The 26,726-nt window shown below is 60.2% G+C and carries 28 protein-coding genes; 12 read left to right on the top strand and 16 right to left on the bottom strand.

The window, feature by feature from the left end; translation table 11 throughout:
- Window positions 1-221: 221 nt before the first annotated feature.
- The 5 genes from rplS to ffh form a co-directional block, all read right to left on the bottom strand.
- Window positions 222-578 carry a 50S ribosomal protein L19 gene (gene rplS, locus ACQUQP_RS03600; protein WP_432697449.1) on the bottom strand — a complete coding sequence of 119 codons (357 nt, stop codon included), beginning with the start codon at window positions 576-578 and terminating at the stop codon, window positions 222-224.
- A gap of 9 nt (window positions 579-587) precedes the next feature.
- On the bottom strand, window positions 588-1,343 hold the full coding sequence (gene trmD, locus ACQUQP_RS03595; RefSeq protein ID WP_432697448.1) for a tRNA (guanosine(37)-N1)-methyltransferase TrmD: 756 nt from the start codon (window positions 1,341-1,343) through the stop codon (window positions 588-590).
- Window positions 1,344-1,346: 3 nt separating this feature from the next.
- Complete coding sequence (rimM, locus tag ACQUQP_RS03590) at window positions 1,347-1,880, bottom strand: ribosome maturation factor RimM (protein ID WP_432697447.1); 534 nt, start codon at window positions 1,878-1,880, stop codon at window positions 1,347-1,349.
- Window positions 1,881-1,911: 31 nt separating this feature from the next.
- Complete coding sequence (rpsP, locus tag ACQUQP_RS03585; protein ID WP_432697446.1) at window positions 1,912-2,163, bottom strand: 30S ribosomal protein S16; 252 nt, start codon at window positions 2,161-2,163, stop codon at window positions 1,912-1,914.
- Between the two features lie 222 nt (window positions 2,164-2,385).
- Entirely contained in the window at window positions 2,386-3,768 is a 1,383-nt protein-coding gene (gene ffh, locus ACQUQP_RS03580) for a signal recognition particle protein (RefSeq protein WP_432697445.1), read from the bottom strand.
- A 271-nt stretch (window positions 3,769-4,039) separates the two neighbouring features.
- Here ffh and ACQUQP_RS03575 point away from each other — a divergent pair, with 271 nt between their 5' ends.
- The gene (locus ACQUQP_RS03575) at window positions 4,040-4,834 is read left to right on the top strand and encodes a cytochrome C assembly family protein (protein WP_432697444.1); all 795 of its coding nucleotides are present in this window, start codon (window positions 4,040-4,042) and stop codon (window positions 4,832-4,834) included.
- A 74-nt stretch (window positions 4,835-4,908) separates the two neighbouring features.
- On the top strand, window positions 4,909-6,177 hold the full coding sequence (locus tag ACQUQP_RS03570) for an HlyC/CorC family transporter (RefSeq protein WP_432697443.1): 1,269 nt from the start codon (window positions 4,909-4,911) through the stop codon (window positions 6,175-6,177).
- A 16-nt stretch (window positions 6,178-6,193) separates the two neighbouring features.
- Here the strand turns inward: ACQUQP_RS03570 and ACQUQP_RS03565 are convergent, their stop codons facing one another.
- Together ACQUQP_RS03565 and ACQUQP_RS03560 are read right to left on the bottom strand one after the other, a co-directional pair.
- Complete coding sequence (locus ACQUQP_RS03565) at window positions 6,194-6,388, bottom strand: DUF1289 domain-containing protein (RefSeq protein WP_432697442.1); 195 nt, start codon at window positions 6,386-6,388, stop codon at window positions 6,194-6,196.
- On the bottom strand, window positions 6,381-6,980 hold the full coding sequence (locus ACQUQP_RS03560) for a CoA pyrophosphatase (protein WP_432697441.1): 600 nt from the start codon (window positions 6,978-6,980) through the stop codon (window positions 6,381-6,383). The genes ACQUQP_RS03565 and ACQUQP_RS03560 overlap by 8 nt, the downstream gene beginning before the upstream one ends.
- A 189-nt stretch (window positions 6,981-7,169) precedes the next feature.
- Between ACQUQP_RS03560 and ACQUQP_RS03555 the strand changes: the two genes are divergently transcribed.
- Together ACQUQP_RS03555 and ACQUQP_RS03550 are read left to right on the top strand one after the other, a co-directional pair.
- Complete coding sequence (locus tag ACQUQP_RS03555) at window positions 7,170-7,730, top strand: NUDIX hydrolase (RefSeq protein WP_432697440.1); 561 nt, start codon at window positions 7,170-7,172, stop codon at window positions 7,728-7,730.
- Between the two features lie 212 nt (window positions 7,731-7,942).
- Window positions 7,943-8,260 carry a winged helix-turn-helix domain-containing protein gene (locus ACQUQP_RS03550; RefSeq protein ID WP_432697439.1) on the top strand — a complete coding sequence of 106 codons (318 nt, stop codon included), beginning with the start codon at window positions 7,943-7,945 and terminating at the stop codon, window positions 8,258-8,260.
- A 16-nt stretch (window positions 8,261-8,276) separates the two neighbouring features.
- Here ACQUQP_RS03550 and ACQUQP_RS03545 read toward each other — a convergent pair whose 3' ends face one another.
- Genes ACQUQP_RS03545 through ACQUQP_RS03510 form a run of 8 tightly spaced genes read right to left on the bottom strand, consistent with a single transcriptional unit; the run spans window position 8,277 to window position 16,047 of the window.
- Window positions 8,277-10,103: a V-type ATP synthase subunit A gene (locus ACQUQP_RS03545; protein ID WP_432697438.1), complete on the bottom strand. Its 1,827-nt coding sequence runs from the start codon at window positions 10,101-10,103 to the stop codon at window positions 8,277-8,279.
- Window positions 10,100-10,795 carry a hypothetical protein gene (locus ACQUQP_RS03540; RefSeq protein ID WP_432697437.1) on the bottom strand — a complete coding sequence of 232 codons (696 nt, stop codon included), beginning with the start codon at window positions 10,793-10,795 and terminating at the stop codon, window positions 10,100-10,102. The genes ACQUQP_RS03545 and ACQUQP_RS03540 overlap by 4 nt, the downstream gene beginning before the upstream one ends.
- Entirely contained in the window at window positions 10,796-11,476 is a 681-nt protein-coding gene (locus ACQUQP_RS03535) for an ATPase (protein WP_432697436.1), read from the bottom strand.
- Between the two features lie 10 nt (window positions 11,477-11,486).
- Window positions 11,487-11,933 carry an ATP synthase subunit C gene (locus ACQUQP_RS03530; RefSeq protein ID WP_432697435.1) on the bottom strand — a complete coding sequence of 149 codons (447 nt, stop codon included), beginning with the start codon at window positions 11,931-11,933 and terminating at the stop codon, window positions 11,487-11,489.
- Window positions 11,921-13,714 carry a V-type ATP synthase subunit I gene (locus ACQUQP_RS03525; RefSeq protein WP_432697434.1) on the bottom strand — a complete coding sequence of 598 codons (1,794 nt, stop codon included), beginning with the start codon at window positions 13,712-13,714 and terminating at the stop codon, window positions 11,921-11,923. The genes ACQUQP_RS03530 and ACQUQP_RS03525 overlap by 13 nt, the downstream gene beginning before the upstream one ends.
- The gene (locus ACQUQP_RS03520) at window positions 13,711-14,313 is read right to left on the bottom strand and encodes a V-type ATP synthase subunit D (RefSeq protein WP_432697433.1); all 603 of its coding nucleotides are present in this window, start codon (window positions 14,311-14,313) and stop codon (window positions 13,711-13,713) included. The genes ACQUQP_RS03525 and ACQUQP_RS03520 overlap by 4 nt, the downstream gene beginning before the upstream one ends.
- A 3-nt stretch (window positions 14,314-14,316) precedes the next feature.
- Window positions 14,317-15,699, bottom strand: coding sequence for a V-type ATP synthase subunit B (locus tag ACQUQP_RS03515; RefSeq protein WP_432697432.1), 1,383 nt, complete (start codon window positions 15,697-15,699; stop codon window positions 14,317-14,319).
- Between the two features lie 27 nt (window positions 15,700-15,726).
- Window positions 15,727-16,047, bottom strand: a complete 321-nt coding sequence (locus tag ACQUQP_RS03510) for an NGG1p interacting factor NIF3 (protein WP_432697431.1) — start codon at window positions 16,045-16,047, stop codon at window positions 15,727-15,729.
- 258 nt (window positions 16,048-16,305) lie between these two features.
- Between ACQUQP_RS03510 and ACQUQP_RS03505 the strand changes: the two genes are divergently transcribed.
- The 6 genes from ACQUQP_RS03505 to ACQUQP_RS03480 all read left to right on the top strand — a co-directional run bounded on the left by ACQUQP_RS03505 (window position 16,306) and on the right by ACQUQP_RS03480 (window position 22,707).
- Window positions 16,306-16,752 carry an Lrp/AsnC family transcriptional regulator gene (locus tag ACQUQP_RS03505; RefSeq protein WP_432697430.1) on the top strand — a complete coding sequence of 149 codons (447 nt, stop codon included), beginning with the start codon at window positions 16,306-16,308 and terminating at the stop codon, window positions 16,750-16,752.
- A gap of 454 nt (window positions 16,753-17,206) precedes the next feature.
- The gene (locus ACQUQP_RS03500) at window positions 17,207-18,304 is read left to right on the top strand and encodes a TRAP transporter substrate-binding protein (RefSeq protein WP_432697429.1); all 1,098 of its coding nucleotides are present in this window, start codon (window positions 17,207-17,209) and stop codon (window positions 18,302-18,304) included.
- Window positions 18,305-18,313: 9 nt separating this feature from the next.
- The gene (locus ACQUQP_RS03495; protein WP_432697428.1) at window positions 18,314-18,856 is read left to right on the top strand and encodes a TRAP transporter small permease subunit; all 543 of its coding nucleotides are present in this window, start codon (window positions 18,314-18,316) and stop codon (window positions 18,854-18,856) included.
- Window positions 18,853-20,178, top strand: a complete 1,326-nt coding sequence (locus tag ACQUQP_RS03490) for a TRAP transporter large permease (RefSeq protein WP_432697427.1) — start codon at window positions 18,853-18,855, stop codon at window positions 20,176-20,178. Before ACQUQP_RS03495 ends, ACQUQP_RS03490 begins: the two co-directional genes overlap by 4 nt.
- A gap of 29 nt (window positions 20,179-20,207) precedes the next feature.
- Window positions 20,208-21,047: a sulfite exporter TauE/SafE family protein gene (locus ACQUQP_RS03485; RefSeq protein WP_432697426.1), complete on the top strand. Its 840-nt coding sequence runs from the start codon at window positions 20,208-20,210 to the stop codon at window positions 21,045-21,047.
- A 73-nt stretch (window positions 21,048-21,120) separates the two neighbouring features.
- The gene (locus ACQUQP_RS03480; RefSeq protein ID WP_432697425.1) at window positions 21,121-22,707 is read left to right on the top strand and encodes a gamma-glutamyltransferase family protein; all 1,587 of its coding nucleotides are present in this window, start codon (window positions 21,121-21,123) and stop codon (window positions 22,705-22,707) included.
- Window positions 22,708-22,778: 71 nt separating this feature from the next.
- Here the strand turns inward: ACQUQP_RS03480 and chrA are convergent, their stop codons facing one another.
- Complete coding sequence (chrA, locus tag ACQUQP_RS03475; protein WP_432697424.1) at window positions 22,779-23,960, bottom strand: chromate efflux transporter; 1,182 nt, start codon at window positions 23,958-23,960, stop codon at window positions 22,779-22,781.
- Between the two features lie 180 nt (window positions 23,961-24,140).
- On the opposite strand from chrA, the gene ACQUQP_RS03470 reads away from it, so the two are divergent.
- Window positions 24,141-25,631, top strand: coding sequence for a pyridoxal-phosphate dependent enzyme (locus ACQUQP_RS03470; protein WP_432697423.1), 1,491 nt, complete (start codon window positions 24,141-24,143; stop codon window positions 25,629-25,631).
- Between the two features lie 112 nt (window positions 25,632-25,743).
- Complete coding sequence (locus ACQUQP_RS03465; protein ID WP_432697422.1) at window positions 25,744-26,625, top strand: NAD(P)-dependent oxidoreductase; 882 nt, start codon at window positions 25,744-25,746, stop codon at window positions 26,623-26,625.
- Window positions 26,626-26,726 lie beyond the last annotated feature (101 nt).

Raw genomic sequence — 26,726 nt, 5'->3', positions numbered from 1 at the left:
TCCTTTTGTTTTTTTCCCTGTCCGGCAGATTCTATGTCCGGCCGACCAAAAAGGCGACCCAGTCCCTGTAACCACCCTGGGCTGAGGCCTTACCCAAGCCTAAACCATGTCGGGGCCGGGTTTAATAACCCATGCAAAAATAACGTTTTTTGTAGGTTTATATCAACAAAAAGGGCGACCCTAAGGCCGCCCTTCCCGGAAGCTGATGCGATAGAAATCGCTTAGCCCAGCTTTTCCTTGATACGTGCAGACTTACCACTGCGCTCACGCAGGTAGTACAGTTTAGCCTGACGCACGTCACCACGACGCTTGACTTCGATACCTTCTACAACCGGGCTGTAGGTCTGGAAGGTACGTTCAACGCCCACACCGTGGGAGATTTTACGTACGGTGAAAGCAGAGTTCAGGCCGCGGTTACGCTTGCCGATTACAACGCCTTCGAACGCCTGCAGACGGCTACGGTTGCCCTCTACTACACGTACCTGGATGACTACGGTATCGCCCGGTGCAAACGCCGGTACTTCTTTACCAGTCTGTTCAGCTTCGATCTGCTGAATGATTTTGTTTTTGCTGCTCATCGCTCGCTCCTAATTTTCACCCGCCCGCCCTTTGGCCTCGCGGATATATTCGCTTAACAGCGCCTGCTGTTCCGGGTCCAGTTCAATCTGTTCAATCAGGTCCGGGCGTCGCGACCAGGTACGCCCAAGCTGCTGCTTGAGCCGCCAGCGCCGGATCTGCTCGTGATTACCGCTGAGCAAAACATCCGGTACCTGCATACCATCGAGCGCTTCCGGCCGCGTATAGTGAGGGCAGTCGAGCAGGCCTTCGTAGAAGGAGTCCTCCACGGCCGAGTCGCTGTGACCGAGTACCCCCGGCACCAGACGCGCAACCGCATCCACCATCACCATCGCCGGCAACTCGCCACCGCTGAGAACGAAATCGCCAAGAGACCACTCTTCGTCGACTTCCGACTGGATCAGGCGTTCGTCGATTCCTTCGTAGCGACCCGCTACCAGAATCAGCTTCTGCGCCTTTGCCAGCTCAGCGACACCGGTCTGATCCAGTTTTCGCCCCTGAGGGGAAAGATAGATCACCCGGGCGTCGTCACCCGCGGCAGCTTTCGCCGCCTGGATCGCATCACGCAGTGGCTGAACCTTCATCAGCATGCCGGGACCTCCGCCGTAGGGGCGGTCGTCCACGGTGCGGTGCCGGTCATGCGTGAAGTCACGCGGATTCCAGCACTCAACACTGATCAGTTCATTGCGCACTGCTCGTCCGGTAACGCCGTAGCGGGTGACCGCTTCGAACATTTCCGGGAACAGGGATACGATCCCGAACCACACGATTCAGAACTCCGGGTCCCAATCGACCCGCATAATGCCTGAATCCAGATCAATCTCTTTGACCACCTGATCCGGCAACCAGGGCAGCAGACGCTCTTCGCGATCGATGCTCTCTTTGGTGCCTTTCACCACCAGCACGTCATTGGCGCCGGTTTCCATCAGATGATCCACCCGACCCAGCAACTCGCCGGATTCGGTATATACCAACAGGTTTTCCAACTGGCTCCAGTAGTATTCGCCCGGTTTCAGATCCGGCAGCACCTTTTTCGGTACTGCTATCTCTTCGTTGGTGAAGACTCTCGCCTTCTCCGGTGCGTCTATACCGTCCAGCCGGGCAATCAGGCCCTTGCCATGCTTTTTGCCGCCGATGCGCTTAAGTTCGGTCCATACACCGTTCTTGCGTACCAGCCATGGCGTGTAGGTCAGGATGTTTTCCATCGGTTCGGTGTAGGAGTAGACCTTGATCCAACCCTGTACACCATAGGTGGCGGTGAAACGTCCAAGAACAACTACGTCCTCTTCGCGATATTCACTCATCCCAACTGGCCTGCCCGTCAACCTTTACTACTTACTGTGCTGCTTTACGTGCTTCTTTGATCAGCTGAGCTACACGCTCAGAAGGCTGAGCGCCTTTGCCGATCCAGTAGTCAACACGTTCCAGGTTGACGCGCAGCTTCTCTTCCTGACCGCGAGCGATCGGGTTGAAGAAACCGACCCGCTCAATAAAGCGGCTGTCACGCGCGAAGCGTGAATCGGCAACAGTAATCTGATAGAACGGACGCTTTTTAGCGCCACCACGAGACAAACGAATAGTGACCATGCGCTGGACCCCTTTATTTCGCGGGATGGGTTTTGAGATCGCCCATCGTGATTGTTACCTTCCGACAAACTCTCGACGTTTGACGAAAGGGCCTTACCTACCAGCCCAGAGCGCGAACCCAGGGCTGACAAAAATCAGGGCGGTGATTCTACGCGAATACACCGCCCGATAAAAGCTGTTTCGTGCAGTTTTTAGCCAGCACTCGATTGACTGGCAGCCGCGTTACATACGCGGGAAGCCACCGCCACCGCCCATACCCGGGGGCAGCATACCTTTCATGCCACGCGCCATCTTGGCCATGCCGCCCTTGGAGCCAAATTTCTTCATCATTTTCGCCATCTGCTTGTGCTGTTTGAGCAGGCGGTTGACGTCCTGAATCTGGGTACCGGAGCCCTGGGCGATGCGGCGCTTTCGGGAGCCGCTGATGATATCCGGATTGCGGCGCTCTTTCGGCGTCATCGAGTTGATGATCACTTCCATCTGCATCAGGCCTTTTTCAGCCTGGGCGCCCTGGGCCGCCTGAGCCATCTGCCCCATGCCCGGCAGTTTTTCCAGCATCGACATCATGCCGCCCATGCTTTTCATCTGCTGCAGCTGCTCGCGGAAGTCTTCCAGGTCAAAGCCCTTGCCCTTGGTGACTTTCTTGGCGAACTTTTCCGCTTTCTGCTTATCGATTTTGCGCTCGGCTTCCTCGATCAGCGACATCACGTCGCCCATGCCAAGGATGCGGGACGCTACACGGTCGGGATGGAAAGGCTCAAGCGCATCGCTTTTTTCACCGATACCGAGGAACTTGATCGGCTTACCGGTGATATGACGCACCGACAGCGCGGCACCACCACGGGCATCACCATCGGTCTTGGTCAGTATCACACCGGTGAGCGGCAGCACTTCGCTGAACGCCCGCGCGGTGTTGGCGGCGTCCTGACCGGTCATGGAATCGACCACGAACAGCGTTTCAACCGGTTTGACCGCGTCGTTCAGCCGCTTGATCTCGTCCATCATGTTGGTATCGACATGCAGACGACCGGCGGTATCAAGGATCACCACGTCATGATGCTGGATGCGGGCATGGTTTATTGCGCCGTTGGCGATATCCACCGGATCCTGATCTTCCGTGGAGGGGAAGAATTCAACACCGACTTCGCCAGCCAGGGTTTCCAGCTGACGAATCGCCGCCGGGCGGTAGATATCGGCAGAGACCACCAGCACCTTTTTCTTCTTGCGCTCTTTCAGGAAGCGGGCCAGCTTGCCAACGGAGGTGGTCTTACCGGCACCCTGAAGACCCGCCATCATCACCACGGCAGGTGGCGTAGCCGACAGGTTCAGCTCCTCGTTCGACTCGCCCATCACCTTGACCAGCTCTTCGTTGACGATCTTCACAAAGGCCTGGCCCGGGCTCAGACTCTTGCTGACTTCCTGGCCAACGGCGCGCTCCTTGACGCCATTGATGAACTCTTTGACGACAGGAAGCGCCACGTCCGCTTCGAGCAGCGCCATACGCACTTCCCGCAGCGTACCCTTGATATTGTCTTCGGTCAGTTTCGCCTGACCGGTTACGCCGCGCAGTGTTTGCGTTAGCCGTTCTGTCAGATTGTCGAACATGAAAAACCTCTGCCTCGGGCGGCATCTCAACACTGCCTGCCCATAGATAAGTAGCCCGGTCCAGGTACAGCAGCACCCGACTGTTTTGGCCGGCATTATACAGGAGCACCCGCCCGGTAGGCACCCGCCAGGCCAGCATTCCTGTCAGGGGCCGTATTTCCCTGTCTGGGCATTTGTGACACACTAGCGCGCTTAGCCGGCGCGCCCGTTCTGTTTAGTTTTTTTAATCTTTCCGCTGCTCCGGTCTATCGGTTCCTTAGGGAGGAGTTGAATGCTGTTCGTTGCCACCTTGATCGCGATCACAGCCTATTTGGGCGCTGCCTGGTTGCAGTGGCAGCGGCTCAGCTCTCCCGACAGTTACAGCGGCCGTTTGATTCGCCTGCTGGGACTGGGCGCCTTCATCTTTCATGGCTATGCCGTGTATGCGCTACTCCACTACCCCGAAGGCATCGACCTGGGCACCTTTCGCGTCGGCTCGCTGATCGCCTGGGTAGTTGTGGGTATCCTCCTCGCCAGCAGCCTGCGCCAGAAACTGGATAATCTGTTTATCGGCGCCTTTCCGATGGCCGCAATTACCGCCGCACTGGCCGCTTTCGCCCCCGATACCGGCGACCACCGTCTTTATTCCGGTGGTCTGGTGGTGCATATATTGTTGTCACTGCTTGCCTACAGCATCTTTACGCTGGCCGCGCTGCATGCCCTGGTGCTGTCGCGCCAGGAAAAACTGCTGAAACAGCATCACACACGCGGCCTGCTGCACTCACTGCCGCCCCTGCAGATCATGGAGCGCCTGCTGTTCGAGATGCTCTGGTGCGGCTTTATCCTGCTCAGCACCGCACTGATCACCGGTTTTCTGTTCGTGGAAGACCTGTTTGCGCAGCACCTGGCGCACAAAACCATCCTCTCGATCGTGGCCTGGCTGGTCTATGCCATACTGCTGGCGGGACGCGCCCTGCTCGGCTGGCGCAGCCAGACCGCCGTGCGCTGGACCCTCGGCGGTTTTATCCTGCTGATGCTGGCATTTTTCGGCTCCAAAATCGTGGTCGAGATGCTGCTAAAAGGGTAAAACCGGACGCCTTGACAGGGTACCCGGCTGACCAGACAATGGCGTTTCCTTTTTCAGGCTGAGGTTTCACCGCTTTGGACGACGCGTCGATAAGCTCGTTACTTATTATTCTGGTTCTGCTCATCTTCTGTTCTGCGTTCTTCTCCAGCTCCGAAACCGGCATGATGTCGCTGAACCGCTATCGGCTGCGCCATCTGGTCAAGAACCACCACCGGGGAGCCCGCCAGGCGAGCAGTCTGCTGGAACGTCCGGACCGACTGATCGGCCTGATTCTCATCGGCAACAACTTCGTCAACATTCTGGCCTCAGCCATTGCCACCGTGATCGCCGTGCGCATCTGGGGCGATGCCGGTATCGCCATCGCCACCGCCGGCCTGACGCTGGTCATCCTGATTTTTGCGGAGGTATCGCCGAAAACCGTCGCCGCCCTGCACCCGGAGAAGATCGCCTTCCCGGCCGCCTACCTGCTGCGGCCGATGCTGAAACTGCTTTACCCGCTGGTCTGGATCGTCAACTGCATCACCAACGGTTTTCTGCGTCTGCTCGGCATCCGCATCTCCGGCAGCAACAATGAACATCTAAGCACCGAGGAGCTGCGCACCCTGGTCAACGAGGCCGGTTCACTGATCCCGCAGCGCAACCAGTCGATGCTGCTCGGTGTACTGGAGCTTGGCGATGTGACCGTCAACGACATTATGATCCCGCGCAGCGAGGTGGAGGGGATCGACCTGGAACTGGATATGGAGCAGATCCTGCTGCAGCTGTCCAACACCAAGCATACCCGCCTGCCGGTCTACCAGGGCGATATCAACCAGGTTATCGGCGTCCTGCACATGCGTAACCTGGCTCAGCTGATCCAGCAGGGACGGGTCAACAAGGCCGCCATCATGCAGGTCGTGCATGAACCCTACTTCATCCCCGAGAGCACGCCGCTGCAGACCCAGCTGCTGAATTTCCAGAAGCACAGCCGGCGCATCGGCATCGTCGTCGATGAATACGGTGATATCGAAGGAATAGTGACGCTGGAGGATATTCTTGAGGAGATTGTCGGCGAGCTCTCATCCGATAACGCCGAGATGAACCAGGAGATCCATCCGCAGGAGGATGGCAGCTACTTTATCGACGGTACTGCCTACATCCGCGAGATCAACAAGGCGCTGCAGTGGGACCTGCCGACAGATGGTCCGAAAACGCTGAACGGTTTGATTACCGAGACGCTGGAGTCACTGCCGGACGCCAACGTCTGCCTGCGCCTTGGTAACTATCATTTCGAAACTCTGCAGATCAGCGATAACCGGGTCAAGACCGTGCGCATCCACAAGCGTTCGGGCGAGTCGCAGTGATAGTCGCAGGGTAAACTCAGATCCCCCGCTCGCCGGCCTCGCGCCGGCGGATCAGCGCCCAGACCTGGCGTTTCTCGTCATCGCTCATGGCACCCCAGTCGGCGATCTCCAGACCGCTGCGGCGACAGGCGGTACAGAGATCATCATTATCCAGCATGCAGACGCCGATACAGGGGCTGCGCACCGCCGGCCCTCGACTGACCTCACTCATTTTCCATCTCCAGATGTTCAGGCCTGGGCCGCATCGGCAGCCCGGCATCAAAACCTATATTCAGCAGCTCAACCAGCACATAAGCGGTCAGGCCCCAGATAACCGCACCCTCATATTCCCAGGCCGGGACATAGTGGGTCTTGCCGCGAAACGGAATCTCGTCGGTACGCAGCGTCTTTTCTTCGATAAAGAACCGCAGCGGTACGCGGAAGATGCTGTCGATCTCGTCGGGATTGGCAACCAGCGCAGTTTCAGCCGGAATGATCCCGACCCAGGGCATCACCGTCAACCGATGCTTGGAAACGAGCTGACCAAGCGGGCCTATCACACGCACATCTGAGGGTTTCAGGCCGATCTCTTCATTGGCCTCCCGCAGCGCCGTCGCGAGCAGATCCGCATCGCCCGGGTCACGCTTGCCGCCCGGAAACGCCACCTCGCCACGATGGGTGGACAGCCTTTGCGAGCGCAGCGTCAGCACCACCTCCGGATCATCACTCTCCGTCAGCGCCACCAGCACACCCGCTTCGCTACCGGGCGCACGAATACGCCAGGGTCTGTGCAGGGCAAGCCGCTCAGTTAACTGCTCCAGCATACTCGCCTCCTCTGAATTTTCTTAATATTACCCCGACCACGCCACCTCCGCGACTTGTTAGCCGGGGTTAGCCGCGCCGGAGCCGGACATACCGGTGCCGCAGAGGGACACGTGAAGCTGGCAACAGGGCCTATCGACTTGCCGCCAGATTGCCTAAAATTGGGGCCTTGCAACCTGAGTGGGAACACCATGAAATACTGCAGCGAATGCGGTGAGAGCGTTGAACGAGGCGTTCCACCGGGCGACAACCGCGAGCGCCACATCTGCCCCGCCTGTGGCACCATTCACTACCACAACCCCCGCATCATCGCCGGCTGCCTGCCGGTCTATGGCGACCGGGTACTGCTGTGCAGGCGTGCCATCGAACCGCGTCTCGGCTACTGGACCCTGCCGGCCGGTTTCATGGAGAACGGTGAGTCCACCGAAGACGCCGCCAGACGGGAAACCCTGGAAGAGGCCTGTACCGAGGTGGAGATCCATTCGCTCTATACGCTGACATCGATCATGCACGTCAACCAGGTACAGATGATCTACCTGGCCAAGATGCCGAGCCCCGACTACGGACCTTCTGAAGAGTCACTGGAAGTGGCCCTGTTCAGTGAAGAGGAGATCCCCTGGGATGAACTCGCCTTCGAGACGATCCGCAACGTGCTGCGCCTCTATTTCGAAGACCGCAAGCAGCAGAAGTTCCCGCTGCGCCATGTGGAGATAGACAACAACCGCTTCAACACCGCCCGGGTTCACGACTGAGACCGGGCCGCTGATTTTGTCTGCGGCGAGCCGCTGCAGAGCTTCAATCGCTGCACGGCTGAATTTCGCCCGAGTTCCGGGTAGGATCAGCTCTACAACCGCTGTCCCTGCCGCAACCGGGACTATCCCGCCTGGCAGCCGGGCTGCCGACGCAACAACCGATTTAACGCGGACCGCCTCACCAGCGCCCGCCCTCATTACCGGAGCCACTATTGGCCACTCCAGTGAACGACAGCAAGGCCTCCCTGGCCTTCCACCGCAAGCTCTACCTCTGCTGGCTGATCAGCCGCGAGCAGCACAATCTAGGCAGTTTGCAGAAAGCCACCGGCATGCCGCGACGCACGCTGCAGGACACGCTCAAGTCCGTGGACGATATCGGTATCGATTGCCGCTTCGAACAGCAGGAGGGCGGGCGCAACAACCAGGGACATTACCTGATCAGCGACTGGGGTCCGATCCAGCCGGAGTGGATAGAACAACGCGCCGACGAGATCGCCGACGCGCTGGGTATTGTCAAAGCCGAAGCCTGAATGTGAATCGAGAGCCTTAAGCCGCTGACTGCTGACCACCGCGCAGGTTTTCGATCTCCTGCAGGTAGTGACGGTAATCCGGGCTGTCCATGCGGCTGTAGTTGAGGTTTTTCAGCAGGCCGGTCAGGGTGACAAAATACTCACGGGCGGCCGCCTTATCTTCCAACGCTGGCAGCTCGTTGAGGCACTTCAGCATCAGGCTAAGCAGCACCTGCTGCCGCGCCAGTGGCGTCGACACGTCCACCGGATCGAAGGCGTCCTGCTGCAGATAAACCTGATCCAGGCAGTTGGCCTTCTGCCAGGTCAGATAATCCTCCAGGGTTACCCCCTCTTCGCCGGTCACCTCCATCATCTGCTGCACTGCCTCGCCCTGTTTCAGCAGCTTAAGCAGCCCGTGCACGCGTTCGGTCCAGCCCGGTTCCAGCTCATTCTCGAACCAGGGACTGAGCTGATCCAGATAACGTGACCAGGAGATCAGCGGGTCCACCGCCGGATAGGCACGTTTGTAGGCGCGATCGGCACTGAGACCGAGGAAGGTTTTCACCGTACGCAGCGTCGCCTGGGTTACAGGCTCCTCAAAGTTACCGCCCGCCGGCGATACGGTGCCGATCAATGTCAGACTGCCTTCACGGCCGTCGTTGGTCTTCACCACACCGGCGCGTTCATAGAGCGCGCGGATCGAGGATTCCAGGTAGGCCGGGAACGCCTCTTCACCCGGAATCTCCTCCAGCCGGCCGGAGGTCTCGCGCATCGCCTGGGCCCAGCGGGAGGTGGAATCGGCGATCAGCAGCACGTTGTAGCCCATCTGGCGGTAGTACTCGCTGATGGTGATACCGGTATAGATCGACGCCTCACGGGCCGCCACTGGCATCGACGAGGTGTTACAGATAATCACGGTGCGATCCATCAGCGTGCCGCCCCGCGGGTCTGGCGTATTGGGGAACTCGGTAATGGTTTCGACCACCTCACCGGCGCGCTCGCCACAGGCGACAATCACGACGATATCCACATCGGAATAGCGCGAAATCAGGCTCTGCAGCACGGTTTTGCCGGCACCGAACGGCCCCGGGATACAGGCGGTACCGCCGCGCGCCACCGGGAAGAAGGTATCGATCAGGCGGATACTGGTCTGCAAAGGCTTATCGGGAAACAGCCGCTCGCTGTAGCCTTCCCGCAGCAGGTCACGGTTGACCGGAATCCGCACCGGCCAGCTCTGCTGCATGGTCACTTCGCGCTCACGCCCGGCCTCATCGCTGAGTCGCAGCACCGGCGTGGTGACGGTGAAGCTGCCCTCCTGCACCCAGGTGACCTCCGCCTGTCCGCGCAGGTTGAACGGCGCCAGGATACGGTGCTCGAAGCGCCCCTCCTGCACCGTACCGAGCAGGTCGCCGGCACGCACAGTGGAGCCGATCTTCACCTTGGGCTGGAACGACCAGTGCTGCTGGGCGTCGATGCCATCCACAGCATAACCGCGCGGCAGGAAAAAGCCCTGCTGCCCGGCGATCAGCTCCAGAGGATTCTGCAGGCCGTCGTAAACCTGACCCAGCAGGCCCGGCCCCAATGCCACGGAGAGCATTTCGCCGGTCTGCTCCACCGCATCGCCCACGGCAACGCCGCGGGTGTTTTCAAATACCTGCACATCCGCCTCGCCGTAGCGCACACGCAGCACCTCGGCCTGAAGCTTCTCCTGAAACTCGCTGTTGGTGCGCTGCGGGCAGACCAGTACCACCTCGTTCTTGATGATCGGGTAGAAGTTGCCGTCCTCATCCTTCAACAGCCGGATGGTCACTATGTCGTCGTGCACTGCACTGACGCGGGCACTTACCTGCACGGCATCGCTCATGCTTCACTCCCTGTCGAAATCGGATCGGGTTCGAGACTGAATTCATCCAGGGCAGCCTCCGCCCAGCGATCGAAATAATCTACGGCCGCCGTCTGGTCCCAGCGCAGCCGGTACTCCGACAGCGCCCAGCGCAGCCGGTAGGCAACAATGGCGGCAAAGCTGAAATGCTGGGTCTGCTCGGTACGCCAGAGCCGGGTCCAGAACCGCTCAAGCAGCAGCGTTTCCAGCACCCGCCCCTCGCCAGCCTCCAGCGCTTCCCGGGCACGGACCAGCCAGGGGAACTGGTGCTCCAGTCCAAACAGCGGCAGCTGCCAGTTACGCTGGATCAACCAGACCCGGGGACCAAACCCCTTAAAGTCGCCGCCACTGCTCTGCCCCGCCAGGCGATAACGCAGCGCCGCCACCAGGGTGCGTGACTCGAGATAATCAGCGACCAGCTCGGTCACCAGCGGATCCTTGATGGCCGCCAGTTCCTGCTGCCAGTGACTTACCTCATCGCTGTCGGAGTACGCCTCATCCCCGGCACGCTCGCGCTGACAAAGGCGCAGGGCGCGATCCAGCTGATCCCTTTCCGCATCGCTGAGCATGGTCAGTCGCTGCTCAAGCTTTAGCGTGGAACAGGGCAGCTCCTGCAGCTTGTGCAGCGGCGCCAGCGCAGGCAGGGACGGTATCAGCGTGTAATAGGAGGACATCTAGCGGATCACTCCCTCCAGCAGCGCCCTGAAGCGCGGCTGCAGATGGCGCAGCAGCAGCTCGGCCAGCGCCCGGTCACTCAAATCCATTTCGGCATCCTCGCCCTCGAACCTCAGCACCAGGCCGCGTTGGTCGCCGATATCGAAGCTGACACCCTCACGCAGCTGCTCCGCCAGCAACTGCTGAACGAAGTTACTCAACTTGCCCTCACGGTAGGCGTTGGGATTGCGGCGCAGCTCATCGATACCGACAAACTGGGCCGGCAGCAGCACTTCCACCGGCTTGCTTTCCAGCTCGGCGTTTTCCCGCACCGTGCAGACCACCTCGCGCAGCAGCAACTGCATGAATTCGGCGTCGTCCAGTTGCTCGTTTACCAGGATACGCACCCGGTCGGCGAACACCCGGCCCAGGGCTTCGCGCAGCTGCAGCTGCACATCGCGGGCGGCGATTTTCAGCGCATCCTCGCCCCCCTTGCGCAGACGTTCGGCATCAGCCTTCGCCTTGTCACGAATCTGCTTCGCTTCCTGCTCCGCCTGTTCTATCAGCCAGTCGGCGCGGTGCTGCGCTTCTTCGATCAGCTGGGCCGCTTCCTCCTGCCCCTTCTCGACCCCCTGGAGTCGCAGCCTATCGATCAGCGCTTCAACGCCGGAGGCAGCGTGGGATTTTTCCATCTCGCTCATAACGCCTCCCTCAGGCCGGGATACCGGCGCTGATCACCAGGGCGAAGATAAAGGCGAACACCGCAAAACCCTCAACAATCGCGGCGGGCGCCACCGACATGCCGAAGATCTCCGGCTTGATCTTGGAGACGTTGATCGCCGAGGCGCAGCACTGCCCCTGGCGTACCGCACTGAACAGCAGCGCCATACCGGCCAGAATACCCACCGCAAACAGCCCCGGCGCGTTGTCGATGCTGACCTCACGGTTCAGCGAGAACATCACCACGATGCCGTAGATCGTCTGCGACGAGGGCATGGCGGCGATGCCGACATAACGCCCGTGTCCGGTTTCCGTTTCCAGCAGCGCCCCGCAGGCCGCCTGCCCTGCCAGCGCGCAGCCGATAATACTGCCGATAGCACCCAGGGCCATCGGCCCGTAAAGCCCCGCCCATCCCAGGGCAATAATCAGGTTATCCAAGGGTTAACCTCCCGCTTGGCAAAGGGTTGGAACAGATAGCCTTCATCGGAAAGGCTCCAGTTGTAGAACTCGATAAGGTTCAGGCGCAGGCCATGGATAACCCCACTGACCACCGCCAGAACAAAATTCAGCAGATGACCGACGATCAGGATCAGCACCTCCAGCAGCACCCCCATACCGGGCAGCGCGGCGGCCACCTCGCTCGCCAGCTGATTAAAGGTCAGCGCCAGCGAGGCACTGGCCAGCCCCAGCGCAAACAGGCGCAGGTAACTGAGCACATCACCGAACATGGAGGAGAGACCGGTCAGCGCCAGTAGACCATCAAATACGCGCAGCGCCAGGGTTTTGCCATCACGCCCCTTGCGCTCACTGGAACAGGCGAACACCAGCAGCAGCCCGGTGCCGCCGAGAGCATAGATCGGTGCCGAACCGCCCAGTTGCCAGAGCATCAGACCAGCGATAATCACCAGTATCCAGCCACCGCTGGCAAAAGCGGGCAGCCGTCCTCGCAGGCGCCAGGCGTTGATTCCATTGGCGATAACCAGATGCGCCGCACCCACGAAGATCGACAGGTTCATCATGCTGTTGAAGTCGTTCACATCCAGCACCTTGACGCTCTCCAGCCACCCCAGGGGTGGCCCGGCGCCGAAGTAGCTGCCCACCAGTACGCCGTAGACCAGCGAGAACAGCGCCAGCGTGGAGCCGAGGATGCGCAGCCGCTGTCCGGCGTCACTCTCGCCCATCCGCTTCCAGTAGAACCCGAGCACCAGCGCCAGCATCAGCGCATAGCCGGCATCGGACAGGATCAGCGCGAAGAAGGTGGCAAAGGAGAAGAACACAACCCGTGACGGGTCCCAGGCGCGATAGCCGGGCATCTGATAAAAACGCACCACATCTTCACCGCCGGAAAGCGCAGCCGGGTTATCCAGCAGGGTCGGTGGCAGTTCATCGTCCGTCGGCTGGTGTAGCAGCAGCGCCAGCCCGTTGCGCTCGGCAAAGGCGGTCAGTTCCTCTTCCCTCGCGGTATCAACCCAGCCCTGAATCGCAAACACACCGTCACGGTCCAGGGTCTGGTCCGCCACTTCGGCGCGCTCAGCGGCGTCGGCGTTACCGGCCAAGGAGCGCTGCAGCAGGTAGAGCCAGCGCGTATCCGCCTCTCGCTCGCCATCGAGCAGCTCCAGCTCGATCTCGATATCCTGCAGCTGATGCTCCAGTGTCGTCAGCGGAATGGAACCGGTATGGGTGCGCGGCACCGGCATCTGGTTGGTGCGCGGCTCTTCCTCAGCGATCACGGCCACATAGGTATGACGGTTGTCGCGATGCACCTGGCTCCAGACCAGGTTGGCCTTCTCCACCTCTTTCATGCGGTAGTTCGGCACCAGGTAGAACCAGAGCAGCTGGCCATAGAGCCCCTGCTCGCCCGGCAGTTCAAAACTGCCCCAGGGCGTCAGATCGCGGATCCGCTTCACCAGTGCATCCCGCTGCTCTTCCAGCTTCAGGCGGCGATGGCGCTTCTCCAGCACGTGATGGACCACCTCAACCAGGTCGAAATGGCGCTCGGTGACCACCTGGCGCCGCTTGTTAGGGCAGCTGGCCAGGTAATGCAGCGCCAGGCGCAGCTGCTCCGGTGTCACCCCCAGATCCTGCGGTGGCTTTTCCGGCGGCCGCGAGGCCAGCGGAACGATATGCACCAGCCCCAGGCTCTGCAGCGCATCCAGCGCCCGGGCCTTCTCTTCGAGCATGCCGATCAGTGTGACCTTGAACAGTGGCCGGATACTCATGAGGCGGCCCTCACACGTTTGCCCTTGGCGATCTTGGCGCGTACCACGCCGGCTCGCTCGGCATCAGACAGGGCGATGCGGATGCGACGGATATGGGTTTCGGTGCGGGGAATCAGCACCTTGTCGAACAGATTCAGACGCTGGGTGGTCTTGCGCAGCGCGATTTCCAGACACTCAAGGCGCTGCTGCTCCACGCGGCACGCCACTTCCAGGCGCAGCCGCTGCTCGATCAGCTCACAGGCGGTGTCGACCCAGGCCGGCATGGCCAGGCGGGAGTGCTGCTGTCGCTGGATGCTGACCTGCTCGATCTCCGGCAGCTCGATACCGACCAGATTCACCTGGCGTACCTGCACCTTCTCCAGACGAACCAGCGCGCGCAGGTCGAGCTTGCTCTGCGCCAGCATCGGCAGCTGCTCACGTACCTGGCGCAGAATCTCATCCAGCTTGCCGCGGGTCTCGTTAAGCGCGCGGCGGCTGCTCTGCCGGGCCGCCAGTATCTGCTTGCGCTTCAGATCCAGCGCCGGCACAAACTGACGAAACGCCTTCAGCCGGCTGGTTTCCCTGTGCAGTGAACTCTTGTTCAGCGCCAGCTTTGCCACGGTTTACTCCTGTGCCGTCCGTGCGACCCTGGACTGGCCGGGCTGAGGGAAATACTTGCTGACCAGTGCGTCCTTCATCAGCAGTTCCTTGGCTTCGAAACACTCCGCCAGCGTCTGCCAGCAGAGATCCAGCGCCTCCTCCAGCGGCAGGGTGACGCGGATATCCATGAAGCGTTCACGGAACAGGCCACCAAACTTGAGCAGGCGTTCATCGTATTCGGTCAGTTCGAACGACATCGCCTGCTTCTGCTCCGCATCCTGGGCAGCGGCATAGAAACGCACCATGGTGTTCATGATCTGGCTGTGATCCTCGCGGGTCACCTTGCCGATCACATGCTGTTTCAGGCGCGACAGGGAGCCAAACGGGTCAATAACGCCATCATGCAGGTAGAACTGCCCCTCGGTGATATAGCCGGTGTTATCCGGTACCGGATGGGTAACATCATCGCCGGGCATGGTGGTGACCGACAGGATGGTCACCGAGCCCGCGCCCTTGTAGTCACAGGCTTTCTCGTAACGCCGCGCCAGCTGTGAGTAGAGGTCACCGATATAACCCCGGTTTGAAGGCACGTGCTCCATGGAGATACCCACCTCTTTAAGCGCATCGGCATAGGCGGTCATATCGGTGAGCAGTACCAGTACCTTCTTGCCCTCTTCGACGGCGAAGCGCTCCGCCACCGCCAACGCCATATCCGGCACCAGCAGGCCTTCCACCACCGGGTCGGAACCCTGGTGCACGAACATCACCGTGCGCGCCAGTACCCCGGCTTCCTCGAACGCCTGACGGAAGAAGTGGTAGTCATCGAAGATCAGCCCCATGCCGCCAAACACGACGATATCGGCATCGGCGTTGGCGCCAATCTGCGCCAGCAGGCGGTTATAGGGTTCACCGGCCACGGAGAAGATCGGGATTTTCTGGCTCTCCACCAGACAGTTGAACACATCGATCATCGGCACATTGGTGCGGATCATCCGCGACGCGAGAATACGCCGCGCCGGGTTGACCGTGGGGCCATCGATATCGATACGCGCTTCCTGTGAAAGCTCCGGGCCGCCATCGATGGGGCGTCCGGAACCGGAGAAACTGCGGCCAAGAATATTGGGGGAGAAGGTCACCTGCATCGGGTGACCGAGAAAACGTATGCCGGCCTGGGTCGACAGTCCCTTGGTGCCGGAGAACAGCTGCAGCGACACCTCGTCACCGTCAATACGGATCACCTGTGCCATAAACGGCAGCTGGGAGGGATCTTTGGTATTTTCGATCAGGGCCAGATCGCCATAGCCGATCTCGGAGACCTCGCCGGCCTCCGGCTCGGGCACATGAACCTTGACGATATCGCCGATGATTTCGAGGATTCGCGAATAACGTACCAGCAATTGGGTCACGGCAGACTCCCTGTCCTGAAGGCTCTTTTATAGCTTGTCCGGATCGATAAGACGCCAGAGGTCGAACGCGACCTCTTCATAGGGGTGAGCGGTTCGAAGCGCCATCAGCGTGGACTGCACCAGGTCATCATCCAGCACCAGTTCCACTTTCCATTCCTCAACACGCTCCACCTGACCGACCTGGCCAAGGTGCGGATTGGCGCCGTCCAGAGGCCGGAACTGCCCGGTGCCCAGCGTCTGCCAGCAGCAGCTGTCGTAATCACCGATGCGGCCAGCACCGGCCTTGAACAGGGCATCCTTGACCAACTCCAGGTGAGAGTCTGGTACGAAAAAGCAAAGCTTGTACATCCTGTAAAACCTTCTGCTCGGAGGTGGGTGTATGCACGCTTTCGAATATCCATACATATAACGCTGGTGCTGCTCATGTTGCAACAGCACAATGGCAATTATGCTGCTAACTGACTGCAATTTTTTGACGCCCGTTAAAGACTGTAATCAAAGGAAAAAAGCGTTAACAACGGCCAACGTCAATGCCCAGGCGGATAGCACGCAATCGGTGTAAATCAGTATACTGACAACCGTTTTTCCACCTGGATCGCCTGGCCCATGAACGAACTCGACAGCGCTCTGCTCAAAATTCTGATCAAGGATGCGCGCATCTCCTTTGCCGATATGGCCCGTCAGCTGAACGTATCGCGAGCCTACGCCCGCGCCCGGGTGCAGGCGCTGGTGGAGGAAGGAGTAATCGAGAAATTCACCGCAGTGGTCAACCCGGAGAAGCTAGGCAAAACCATCTCCATGTTCGTGGACCTGAAGGTCAGCCCCCAGGAGATCGAACAGGTGGCGGAGGAGCTGGCCGCACTGCCGGAAGTGGTCAGTCTCTATATCATGTCCGATCTGCGCAGCCTGCATATCCACACGTTGACCGACAGCCACGAGGGCTTCGACCGCTTCGCCAAGGACCATATCTTCGGCCGGCCGGAAATTATCTCCGTAGAGTGCAACAGCCTGTTGAAGCGGGTTAAGCATCGTCGCGGTGGCGCGAGACTCTAAAAATAACCAGAGAGGTTGATCGAATCGCCGTGTATACAAGGCACCGTTTTCCCGCCAATCCTTGTATACACAAAAGCCAAACCAAATGAATTTCGCACATATTTGGTGCGCATCTCCGCTTTCGGTGCAACAAGTACATCTGCCGCCAAACCCAACCTGCCGCTGCCATTTGTGATCTGTGAAACCCCCAGTTCCATTTTTACCGTTTACAACTGCTAGTCATTTCCGACTCGTACGACCTTTTGTATTCATGCCCCGTTTTGCACCCGCCTCTTTTTGATCCCGAAACTTTCTCAACCTGCTCACAAAAAACTAACAACAAATCTTTTATTTTCATAAAGTTACGAACCAATCGCACAACTGGCACGCGCCCTGCTCTAGCAAAGTCAGAAACACAGCGTCTTAACCGTTTCGGGCATCACGCCCATCCCTTTGTTAGACAGGAGCAACAGACATGACTATGAAACGACGCAAATTCATCGGTGCAGCTCTGGCTTCAACCGCCGTCGGCGCCACCATCGGCGCCCCGGCTATCGCGCGTGCCGCCGCGTCCCAGGAAACGTTTAACTTCAAGATGACTAACGCCTATCCGCCGGGAGCTCCTTTCTACGTGCAGGGCCCGGGTAGCCCGATGGATTTCTGCGAGAAGGTCAAAGTCATGTCTGGCGGCCGCATCAATATTCAGCACTTCGCCGCCGGCGAACTGATTCCTGCCATGGAAGGTTTTAACGCCGTGGCTGCCGGCACCGTTGAGATGAACGCCGCCAACGCCTACTTCTGGGCCGGCCAGATCCCGGCTGCCCAGTACTTCACAACCGTACCTTTCGGCATGAGCACCCAGGGCATGAACGCCTGGCTCTACCATGGTGGCGGCCTGGAGCTGTGGCACGAGATCTATGCCGAGTACGGCCTGATCGCCTTCCCGATGGGTAACACCGGCGTACAGATGACCGGCTGGTTCCGCGAGCCACTGGAGAGCGTGGATGACCTCAAGGGTCTGAAGATGCGTATCCCGGGCCTGGCCGGCAAGGTGTACTCGGAGCTGGGCGTGAACCCGGTACTGCTGCCGGGCGGTGAGATCTTCCCGGCACTGGAGCGCGGCGTTATCGATGCCGCCGAGTTTGTCGGCCCCTACCAGGACCGCCGTCTGGGTCTACACAAGGCCGCCAAGTACTACTACACCACCGGCTGGGGCGAACCCACCAACGTCACCGAACTGCTGATTAACAAGAAGGTCTGGGATGGCCTGCCAAAAGACCAGCAGGAGATCATCAAGGCCGCTGCTGCCGCCTGTGTCACCGAAAGCTTTACCTGGTGTGAAGCGGTCAACGCCGATGCGATGACCGACCTGGTTGAAAACGAAGGCGTTATCGCCCAGCCGCTGCCGGGCTCCATCGTCAGCCGTCTGCAGGAAGTGACCGCCGACACCCTGGAGACCATGGCAGCCGCGGATCCGCTGACCGGCAAGGTGCACAAGTCGTTCATGGAGTTCCGCAAGAAACACGCTTCCTGGGCTGCGCTCAGCGAAAAACCTGTCCTGAACCTGCTGTAACGGTAGCGCATGAAGATCGCGATTAACGCCATAGAGTGGTTGGTCGAAGCAATGGGCGGGCTGGCACGATTAGTCGTGCTGGCCCTGGTCCTGCTCGTCGCCACCGATGTCATTCTGCGCTACCTGTTCTCCATCGGACCTGTGGCCCTGCAGGAGCTTGAGTGGCACCTGATCTCCCCGATCGCGCTGATCGGTCTTTCCTACACCATGAAGCACCGCGCCGATGTGCGCGTGGATTTTCTTTACGAACGTTTCAACTGGCGCCTGCGCGCCTTTGTCGATCTGGTTGGCGCCCTGCTGACCCTGGCGGTGGCGGTGATCATCACCTATCTGTCGATCGCCTACGTGCAGCAGTCGTTCCGCATGGGCGAAGCCTCCCCCGACCCGGGCGGCCTGACCATGCGCTACCTGCTTAAAGCCTTTATTCCGCTGGGCTTCGGCCTGCTGGCCCTGCAGGGGCTGGCGGAAAGCCTGCGCTCGCTGCTGGTGTTGTGCGGCAAGCTGCCCCCTGAACAAACACCAGAAACCCATCCTGCCGAGGAGGTCGCATGATCGGTAACGAGTGGCTGATCATCGGTATGATCGGCGGGTTCCTCGGCCTGATGATGATCGGTATTCCGGTGGCGATCTCCCTGGCTGTATCCGGCTTTGTCGCCGGCTATCTCGGCTTCGGACCGATGCTGTTCAACCTGATGCCTGCACGCCTCTATGGCGTAGTGACCAACTACACCCTGATGGCGGTGCCACTATTCGTGTTTATGGGTGTGATGCTGGAGAAATCCAGGGTGGCCGAAAATATGCTGGAAACCATCGGCAAGGCGATGGGTGGCGTGAACGGCGGCATGGGCTTGGCGATCATCCTGGTGGGCGTACTGATGGGTGCTTCCACCGGTATCGTTGGCGCAACGGTGGTTACCGTGGGCCTGCTGACACTGCCGTCGCTGTTGCGGCGTGGCTACGCTCCCAGCGTTGCCTGCGGCACCATCTGCGCTTCCGGCACCCTTGGGCAGATCATTCCGCCCAGCCTGGTGCTGATCCTGCTTTCCGATATCGTCGGCGAATCCGTGGGTACTCTGTTTGCGGCCGCGTTTATTCCGGGCCTGGTACTGGCGGTCATCTACGTGGCCTATCTGCTGATCCTCGGCAAGATCAAACCGGAGTGGATGCCCGCCATCCCGGCGGAAGAGCGCGCCGGAGTCACCGGCAAGCAGCTGACCAAAGATCTGCTGCGCGATGTCTGCCCGCCGCTGTTCCTGGTGGTGGCGGTACTTGGCTCCATCGTCGGCGGTATCGCTGCACCGACAGAAGCCGCATCCATGGGTGCACTGGGTGCACTGGCGATCGCCCTGGCGTTCAAGCGCCTGAACTGGAAACTGGTGAAAGAGTCTCTGCATGGCACCCTGACCATCTCGGCCATGGTGTTTTTTATTCTCCTCTGTGCACAACCCTTTTCACTTTCGTTCCGCGGCCTTGGCGGCGATCAGATGGTTCACCATATGTTCGAGATGCTGCCGGGCGGCGAGATGGGTGCACTGCTGTTCCTGATGGCACTGCTGTTTGTGCTCGGTTTCTTCCTGGAATGGATCGAGATCTCCTATATCGCGCTGCCCATGTTCCTGCCGGTGTTCGTCAATTACGGCACCGATATGGTCTGGCTGTCGATTCTGGTAGCGATGAACCTGCAGATGTCCTTCCTGACACCGCCGTTCGGCTGGGCGCTTTTCTTCCTGAAAGGCGTGGCGCCACCGGGGGTGACAACGCGGGATATCTACGTCGGTGCGCTGCCGTTTGTATTGCTTCAATTCGCAGCCGTGGTGGTGCTGTTCCAGTTCCCCTCACTGGTCACCTGGCTGCCTGAAGCGATCGGTTGGTAAAACCCTTATAACAATCTAAGGACACGTTCATGGATATACTCTCGGATTACTCGACAACCTGGCTTATCGGTCTGGCTGTCGCTCTGGTCGCCACCGGCGTGATAGCCGGTCTGATGGCGGGGCTGCTGGGCGTCGGTGGCGGTATCGTCATCGTGCCGGTGCTCTACCATCTGTTTACTCTGCTCGGCATCGACGAGGCGGTACGCATGCATGTGGCGGTAGGCACCTCGCTGGCGACCATAATCCCCACCTCGATCATGTCGTCGCGGGCTCACTTCAAGAAGGGCAGCCTGAATCCGGATCTGCTCAAGCAGCTGGTACCGGGCGTGATCATCGGCGTCATCATCGGCGCCGTGGCCAGCGGCTACCTGAGCGGCAAGGTACTGACGTCGGTGTTTGCCACCATCGCCCTGCTGGTGGCGCTGAATATGGCGTTCAAGAAAGATGGCTTTAACCTGGCCGACAAACTGCCCGGCGCCCTGGGCACCGGAGTAATCGGCAGCTTTATCGGCGGTATCTCCACCCTGATGGGTATCGGCGGCGGTACCCTGAGCGTGCCGATCCTGAGTGCCTTCAAAACCCCGATGCACACCGCCGTAGGTACGGGTGCAGCCCTGGGCCTCGTGATCAGCCTGCCCGGTACCCTCGGCTTTTTGATCAACGGCATCGGCGTTGAAGCGCGCCCGCCGCTGTCGATCGGTTACGTTAACCTGATCGGCCTGTGCCTGATCATTCCGGCTACCATGAAAATGGCGCCGGTGGGTGCGAAGATCGCCCACGCGATCAACGCCAAGCTGCTGCGCCAGCTTTTCGCCCTGTTCCTGGCGATCACGTCGCTGCGCATGTTTTACGGACTGTTCACAGGCTAATAGAGCCTTCAGCTAACCGATTAGAGCCTTCAGCTAATCAAGTAGAGCCTTCAGCTAAGAACGGAGAACAACAATGCTGAAAACGGTTTATTCCACCCGGGGAATGATGGTTGCCCCCCATCACCAGGCCGCTCAGGCGGGCCGCGATGTACTCGCCGAGGGCGGTAACGCCGTCGAGGCGATGGTCGCTGCGGCCTCCACCATCGCCGTGGTCTACCCGCACATGAACTCCATCGGCGGCGACGGCTTCTGGCTGATCCATGAACCGGGCAAGGCGCCGGTGGCGATCGATGCCTGCGGTCGAGCCGCGAAAAAAGCGGACCGCGACTTCTACGCCGGCCTCGATGCAATCCCGAGCCGCGGCGCCACTGCCGCCCTCACCAGCGCCGGCACCATCGGCGGCTGGGCCGAAGCCCTGAAGGTCGCTTCAGGCTGGGGTGATGCGCTGCCGCTGAGCCGCCTGCTGGAAAGCGCGATCAACCACGCCCGCAACGGCATCGTCGTCACCGAAAGCCAGTCGGCGCTGACCGCTGCCAAACTGGATCAGCTGCACGCTGTGCCCGGTTTCGCCGATACCTTTATGCTGAACGGTCAGGTACCCGATGTGGGCGCCCTGATGACTCAGAGCAAGCTGGCCAATACCTTGGAACAGCTGGCCCGTGCCGGTCTCGATGACTTCTATCGCGGCGAGCTGGGTCGCGCCATGGGTGAAGAGCTGGAACGCCTGGGCAGTCCACTAACGGCGGACGATCTAGCCGGCTACAGCGCCAGCCAGGTGACACCGCTGGAAGTGGCCGTCAACGGCGCCAAGATCTACAACCTGCCACCACCCACCCAGGGGCTGGCATCGCTGATGATCCTGGGGATTTTCGACAAGCTCGGCATCACCGAAGCGGAAGGCTTCGCCCATGTTCACGGCCTGATTGAGTCCACCAAGCGCGCCTTCCGCGTTCGTGACACCAACGTCACAGACCCGGACCGCCTGCCGGCGGATCCGCAGTCATTCTTGGACCCCGCAGTGCTGCAGAAGCTCGCCGACGAGATCGACCCGGAGAAAGCCCTGCCCTGGCCTGATCCTGCCAGCCCGGGCGATACCATCTGGATGGGCTGTATCGACAGCGAAGGCCGTGCGGTCAGCTTTATTCAGAGTATCTACTGGGAGTTCGGCTCCGGCGTCGTCCTCGACAGCACCGGCGTCAACTGGCAGAACCGCGGCATCAGCTTCTCGCTCGACCCCAAGGCGCTGCAGGCGCTGGAACCTGGCCGCAAGCCGTTCCACACCCTGAACCCTGCGCTGGCCCGTTTCGATGACGGCCGCGTGATGAGCTACGGCACCATGGGTGGCGAAGGTCAGCCGCAGACCCAGGCGGCGGTATTCAGCCGCTACGCCATGCTCGGCCTGCCGCTGCAGCAGGCGGTCACGGCACCGCGCTGGCTGCTGGGACGCACCTGGGGCGATACCAGCACCACGCTGAAACTGGAAAGCCTCGTCGATCCGGTACTGGTCAAGCAGCTGCGTGATGCCGGCCATGAGGTGGAGATGCTGGACGAGGCGTTCAGCGACACCATGGGCCACGCAGGCGCGCTGGTGAAACGCCCGGATGGCGTACTGGAAGGCGCCGCGGATCCGCGCAGCGACGGCTGCGTCGCGGCGCTTTAAGCTTGATATCCGAGCACCGGGTCAGGGGACCAGTCCCCCCTGACCCGGTGCTCGGATTGTCGTTAAAGGTGTTAAGCGAGCAGCGTCAGCAAAGCACCTCCCGCCGCACCGGCCAGCACCAGCAGCCAGACCGGACAACCACGCCAGACCAGCCCCGCCAGCACGACCAATAACCCGATGTCAGCCATGCCCTGCACCGCACTGATAATCACCGGGTTCCACCAGGCTGCAAGCAGTAAGCCCACCACAGCCGCATTGATACCGGCCAGCGCCGCGTGCATCCCCGGTCGCTGCTGTAGCTGCTGCCAAAACGGCAATACGCCGACAAACAGCAGAAAGGCGGGCAGAAAAATCGCCAGAGTCGCCAGCAGCCCGAAACCCAGCGCGACAGGCAGCCCTGCAGCCGGATCGGCAAAGGCCGCACCGAGATAGGACGCCAGGGTAAACAGTGGACCGGGCACCGCCTGGGCCAGACCATAACCGGCGAGGAACTGACTCTCCTGCACCAGCCCGGTTGCCACCACCTCGTTCTGCAGCAGCGGCAGCACCACATGGCCACCGCCGAACACCAGCGCGCCGGCACGTACCAGGCCATCCATCAGTCGCCAGGCCGCATCGCTGTAGATCATGCCCAGCACCGGCAGACCGGCCAGTAACAGCACTAACATTGCAAGCCAAATGTATCCATGAACCGATGAAACACCCCTGAATGTCAGCGGCGTATGGGGCGCTGTTTTGGTTTGCTGCCCGAGCCAGAGACGCCCCGCCAACCCTGCCAGCAGGATCACCAGCAACTGGCTCCAGACCGCGCCCAGCAGAAGCATCGACCCGGCGGCTGTGAACATGATCAGCAGGCGCCGCGTACCCGACACCAATGACCTGTACATCCCCAACAAGGCCTGTGCCACCACAACCACCGCTACCAGCTTCAGGCCTGCAATGACGCCATCCAGCCAGACAGATTCAACCTGTGCCAGCCCGTATGCGGCCAGGATCAGCATAAGTGCCGATGGCAATGTAAAGCCCAGCCAGGCCGCGAGCAACCCCGGATAGCCTGCCTGCGACATTCCTATCCCCATGCCTACCTGACTGCTGGCCGGCCCCGGCAGAATCTGACATAGAGCCACCAGCTCGCTGTACTGTGCATCACTGAGCCAGCAGCGTCGCCTGACGAAGGCTTCGCGGAAGTAGCCCAGATGCGCCACCGGTCCACCAAAGGAGGTCAGGCCCAGCTTGAGAAAAACCCAGAACACCGACACTGCGCTCGCAACTTCAGACGTCCTCTCTACGGCTCTTTTTGTTTCCAATGATCGACTCCGGCCAAAAACAGATTAACCGGCAATTTTAACGGCGTTAGCAGACGAGTTGATGACAGGCCGGACAAGCGTTGCTCGGCTATGCTTGAAGGGATAACAACACCGGGGAGGCATATCATGGGCACTCGGTACAACAACATTCTCGAAACCGTCGGCAGAACACCGGTTGTACGCATCAACAAGCTGGGCCCTGTCGACATCGAACTCTACGCCAAGCTCGAAGCTTTCAACCCCATGGGCTCGGTCAAGGACCGCCTGGCACTCGGTGTGATCGAAGACGCAGAACGCCGCGGCGCTCTTAAACCCGGTCAGACGGTGATCGAAGCCACCAGCGGCAATACCGGCATCGGCCTGGCGATGGTCTGTGCCCAGAAAGGTTATCCACTGGTCGTGACCATGGCGGAGAACTTCAGCGTCGAGCGGCGCCGGATGATGCGCTTTCTCGGTGCCAGAGTAGTGCTGACGCCTGCCTCTGACAAAGGCAGCGGTATGCTGGCGAAAGCGGTTGAGTTGGCCGAAACCCACGGCTGGTTTCTCTGTCGCCAGTTTGAAAACGAGGCCAATGCGGAGATCCACTCCCGCACCACCGCGATCGAGATTCTCGATGACTTCGCAGATACCAGGCTGGATTACTGGGTAACCGGTTTCGGTACCGGCGGTACATTGAAAGGAGTCTCCCGGGTGCTCAGAGAAAAGAGCCCGGATACAAAAATCGTCGTCTGCGAACCGGACAATTCCCCCCTGCTTGGCAGTCAGCAGCCACAGGCGCGAGCCGCCACCGGCATGCCATCCGCCAGCCACCCCGCCTTTCGACCTCACCTGATGCAGGGCTGGACACCGGACTTTATCTCCAAACTCACAGAAGACGCGGCCGACGCCAACCTGATCGACGAGATCCGCCCCATTGCCGGCAGCGACGCGCTGAAGGTCTCACAGGACCTGGCGCGGCTGGAAGGGATATTCTGCGGCATCACCGCAGGAGCGACGCTGGCCGGCGGCCTGCAGCTGGCCCAATCGTCGCCGCCGGGCACAAAGATTCTCTGCATGCTGCCCGATACCGGCGAGCGCTACCTGAGTACACCGCTTTTCGCCGATATCGAAACCGAGATGACAAAAGAGGAGATCGAGATCTCCCGCTCCACCCCCGGTTACCGCTTCGACAAACCCTCGGCACCGGCCCCAGCGCCCAAGAACGCTCCGGTCAAGACAACCCCGCAGGCCGAACAGTTCCTGGCCGACGCGCTGAAAGACCAGAACAATCCAGTGGTAATGTTCGCGCTGGAGTGGTGCGAGTTCTGCTGGTCGCTACGCAAACTGTTCGGCCGCTGCACTATTCCTTATCGCTCGGTGGATCTCGACAGCGCCCAGTATCAACAGGATAACCTGGGCGGCAGTATCCGCGCCGCACTGAACGCCCACACCGGCTGTGTCACTATCCCGCAGATATTCGTGGCTGGCGAATTTGTCGGCGGCTGTACCGAGGTATTCGACGAATTCAAAAACGGACGTTTCCAGCAGCGCCTTAAAGACGCCGGTGTAAAGTTCGATACAGAGAGCTCGATCGACCCCTACACACTGCTACCCACCTGGCTGCATCCCCGCAAATAAACTCTGCAGCTGTTTTGCGCTGTTTTAAAACGCTTTTTGATAGACTGGATCGCCCGGCTCAGGAAGGCCGGGCGTCACTCCTTCCTATATCAACAAGACACAGGAGATCAGCATGAGCAGCATCCGCATCGGTTTTATCGGCATGGGTCTGATGGGCGTTCCGATGAGCACCCGCCTGGTAGACGCCGGCTTCCCGGTATCGGTCTGGAACCGCAACCCCGAGAAGTCCAAGCCACTGGCTGAACGGGGCACTCAGGTTGCCGCCAGCATCGCCGAGCTCTGCGCCAATTCGGATGTGATAATGACCTGTGTTTCCGACACCGATGCGGTGCGCAAACTGGTTTTTGGAGACCAGGGGATCGCAGAGTCGTGCCGCCAGGGCCAGATTCTGATCGACTTCTCCAGCATCGCCCCGGATGCGACCCAGGAGATGGCGGCCCACTGCAAAGCCCAATACGGGATCGACTGGATCGATGCGCCGGTATCCGGCGGTGTAGCCGGCGCCGAACAGGGCACCCTGGCGATCATGGCCGGCGGCGAAGCCGAACTGGTCGAGCGTATCCGTCCGCTGCTGGCGCCTCTGTCACAGCGAGTCACCCACATGGGGCCGGTCGGTTCCGGCCAGGCCACCAAGATCTGCAACCAGATGCTGGTCTCCTGCAACGTGCTGGTCATGGCCGAAGTCATGGCACTGGCAGAACGGTCCGGCGTTGACGCAACGCGGATTCCGGAAGCGCTCAAGGGCGGTTTTGCCGATTCGATTCCGCTACAGCTGACCGGTCCGAAAATGGCGGCACGGGATTTCGACGAGATCAAATGGCATGTCAAAACCCTGCTCAAGGACCTGGATATGGCCAACGCGCTGGCCAAAGCCAACGGCAGCGCGATCCCGATGGCGGGCCTTGGCGCCGAGCTGATGCGGCTGCACGGCAGCAAGGGATATCTGGAGCAGGATCCCGCGACACTGGTGGAGGCCTATAGGGCTGGGAAGTGAGAAGCCGGGATGGCTCCGATTTCGACCGCTGTTTTCGCCTGCAGGCGAGTTAAGGCGCTTGTGCGGACAAGCGCCTTAACAATCCCAAACCGCCCCTGAAG

The organism is Marinobacterium sp. YM272 (assembly GCF_050908845.1).
Lineage (GTDB): Bacteria > Pseudomonadota > Gammaproteobacteria > Pseudomonadales > Balneatricaceae > Marinobacterium_D.
The sequence above is the reverse complement of the archived record's forward strand: the minus strand, read 5'-3'. Positions and strand labels throughout refer to the sequence as shown.

What these genes read in the sequence shown, in the direction of transcription:
- ACQUQP_RS03560 (WP_432697441.1), bottom strand. Translation starts at nt 6,980, where the DNA reads ATGCTGGAGCAGTTAACTGAGCGGCTTGCCCTGCACAGACCCTGGCGT.
- ffh (WP_432697445.1), bottom strand. Translation starts at nt 3,768, where the DNA reads ATGTTCGACAATCTGACAGAACGGCTAACGCAAACACTGCGCGGCGTA.
- rimM (WP_432697447.1), bottom strand. Translation starts at nt 1,880, where the DNA reads ATGAGTGAATATCGCGAAGAGGACGTAGTTGTTCTTGGACGTTTCACC.
- rpsP (WP_432697446.1), bottom strand. Translation starts at nt 2,163, where the DNA reads ATGGTCACTATTCGTTTGTCTCGTGGTGGCGCTAAAAAGCGTCCGTTC.
- ACQUQP_RS03565 (WP_432697442.1), bottom strand. Translation starts at nt 6,388, where the DNA reads ATGAGTGAGGTCAGTCGAGGGCCGGCGGTGCGCAGCCCCTGTATCGGC.
- ACQUQP_RS03495 (WP_432697428.1), top strand. Translation starts at nt 18,314, where the DNA reads ATGAAGATCGCGATTAACGCCATAGAGTGGTTGGTCGAAGCAATGGGC.
- ACQUQP_RS03485 (WP_432697426.1), top strand. Translation starts at nt 20,208, where the DNA reads ATGGATATACTCTCGGATTACTCGACAACCTGGCTTATCGGTCTGGCT.
- ACQUQP_RS03555 (WP_432697440.1), top strand. Translation starts at nt 7,170, where the DNA reads ATGAAATACTGCAGCGAATGCGGTGAGAGCGTTGAACGAGGCGTTCCA.
- ACQUQP_RS03525 (WP_432697434.1), bottom strand. Translation starts at nt 13,714, where the DNA reads ATGAGTATCCGGCCACTGTTCAAGGTCACACTGATCGGCATGCTCGAA.
- rplS (WP_432697449.1), bottom strand. Translation starts at nt 578, where the DNA reads ATGAGCAGCAAAAACAAAATCATTCAGCAGATCGAAGCTGAACAGACT.
- ACQUQP_RS03545 (WP_432697438.1), bottom strand. Translation starts at nt 10,103, where the DNA reads ATGAGCGATGCCGTGCAGGTAAGTGCCCGCGTCAGTGCAGTGCACGAC.
- ACQUQP_RS03510 (WP_432697431.1), bottom strand. Translation starts at nt 16,047, where the DNA reads ATGTACAAGCTTTGCTTTTTCGTACCAGACTCTCACCTGGAGTTGGTC.
- ACQUQP_RS03575 (WP_432697444.1), top strand. Translation starts at nt 4,040, where the DNA reads ATGCTGTTCGTTGCCACCTTGATCGCGATCACAGCCTATTTGGGCGCT.
- ACQUQP_RS03505 (WP_432697430.1), top strand. Translation starts at nt 16,306, where the DNA reads ATGAACGAACTCGACAGCGCTCTGCTCAAAATTCTGATCAAGGATGCG.
- ACQUQP_RS03480 (WP_432697425.1), top strand. Translation starts at nt 21,121, where the DNA reads ATGCTGAAAACGGTTTATTCCACCCGGGGAATGATGGTTGCCCCCCAT.
- ACQUQP_RS03470 (WP_432697423.1), top strand. Translation starts at nt 24,141, where the DNA reads ATGGGCACTCGGTACAACAACATTCTCGAAACCGTCGGCAGAACACCG.
- ACQUQP_RS03490 (WP_432697427.1), top strand. Translation starts at nt 18,853, where the DNA reads ATGATCGGTAACGAGTGGCTGATCATCGGTATGATCGGCGGGTTCCTC.
- ACQUQP_RS03500 (WP_432697429.1), top strand. Translation starts at nt 17,207, where the DNA reads ATGACTATGAAACGACGCAAATTCATCGGTGCAGCTCTGGCTTCAACC.
- ACQUQP_RS03535 (WP_432697436.1), bottom strand. Translation starts at nt 11,476, where the DNA reads ATGAGCGAGATGGAAAAATCCCACGCTGCCTCCGGCGTTGAAGCGCTG.
- ACQUQP_RS03540 (WP_432697437.1), bottom strand. Translation starts at nt 10,795, where the DNA reads ATGTCCTCCTATTACACGCTGATACCGTCCCTGCCTGCGCTGGCGCCG.
- ACQUQP_RS03465 (WP_432697422.1), top strand. Translation starts at nt 25,744, where the DNA reads ATGAGCAGCATCCGCATCGGTTTTATCGGCATGGGTCTGATGGGCGTT.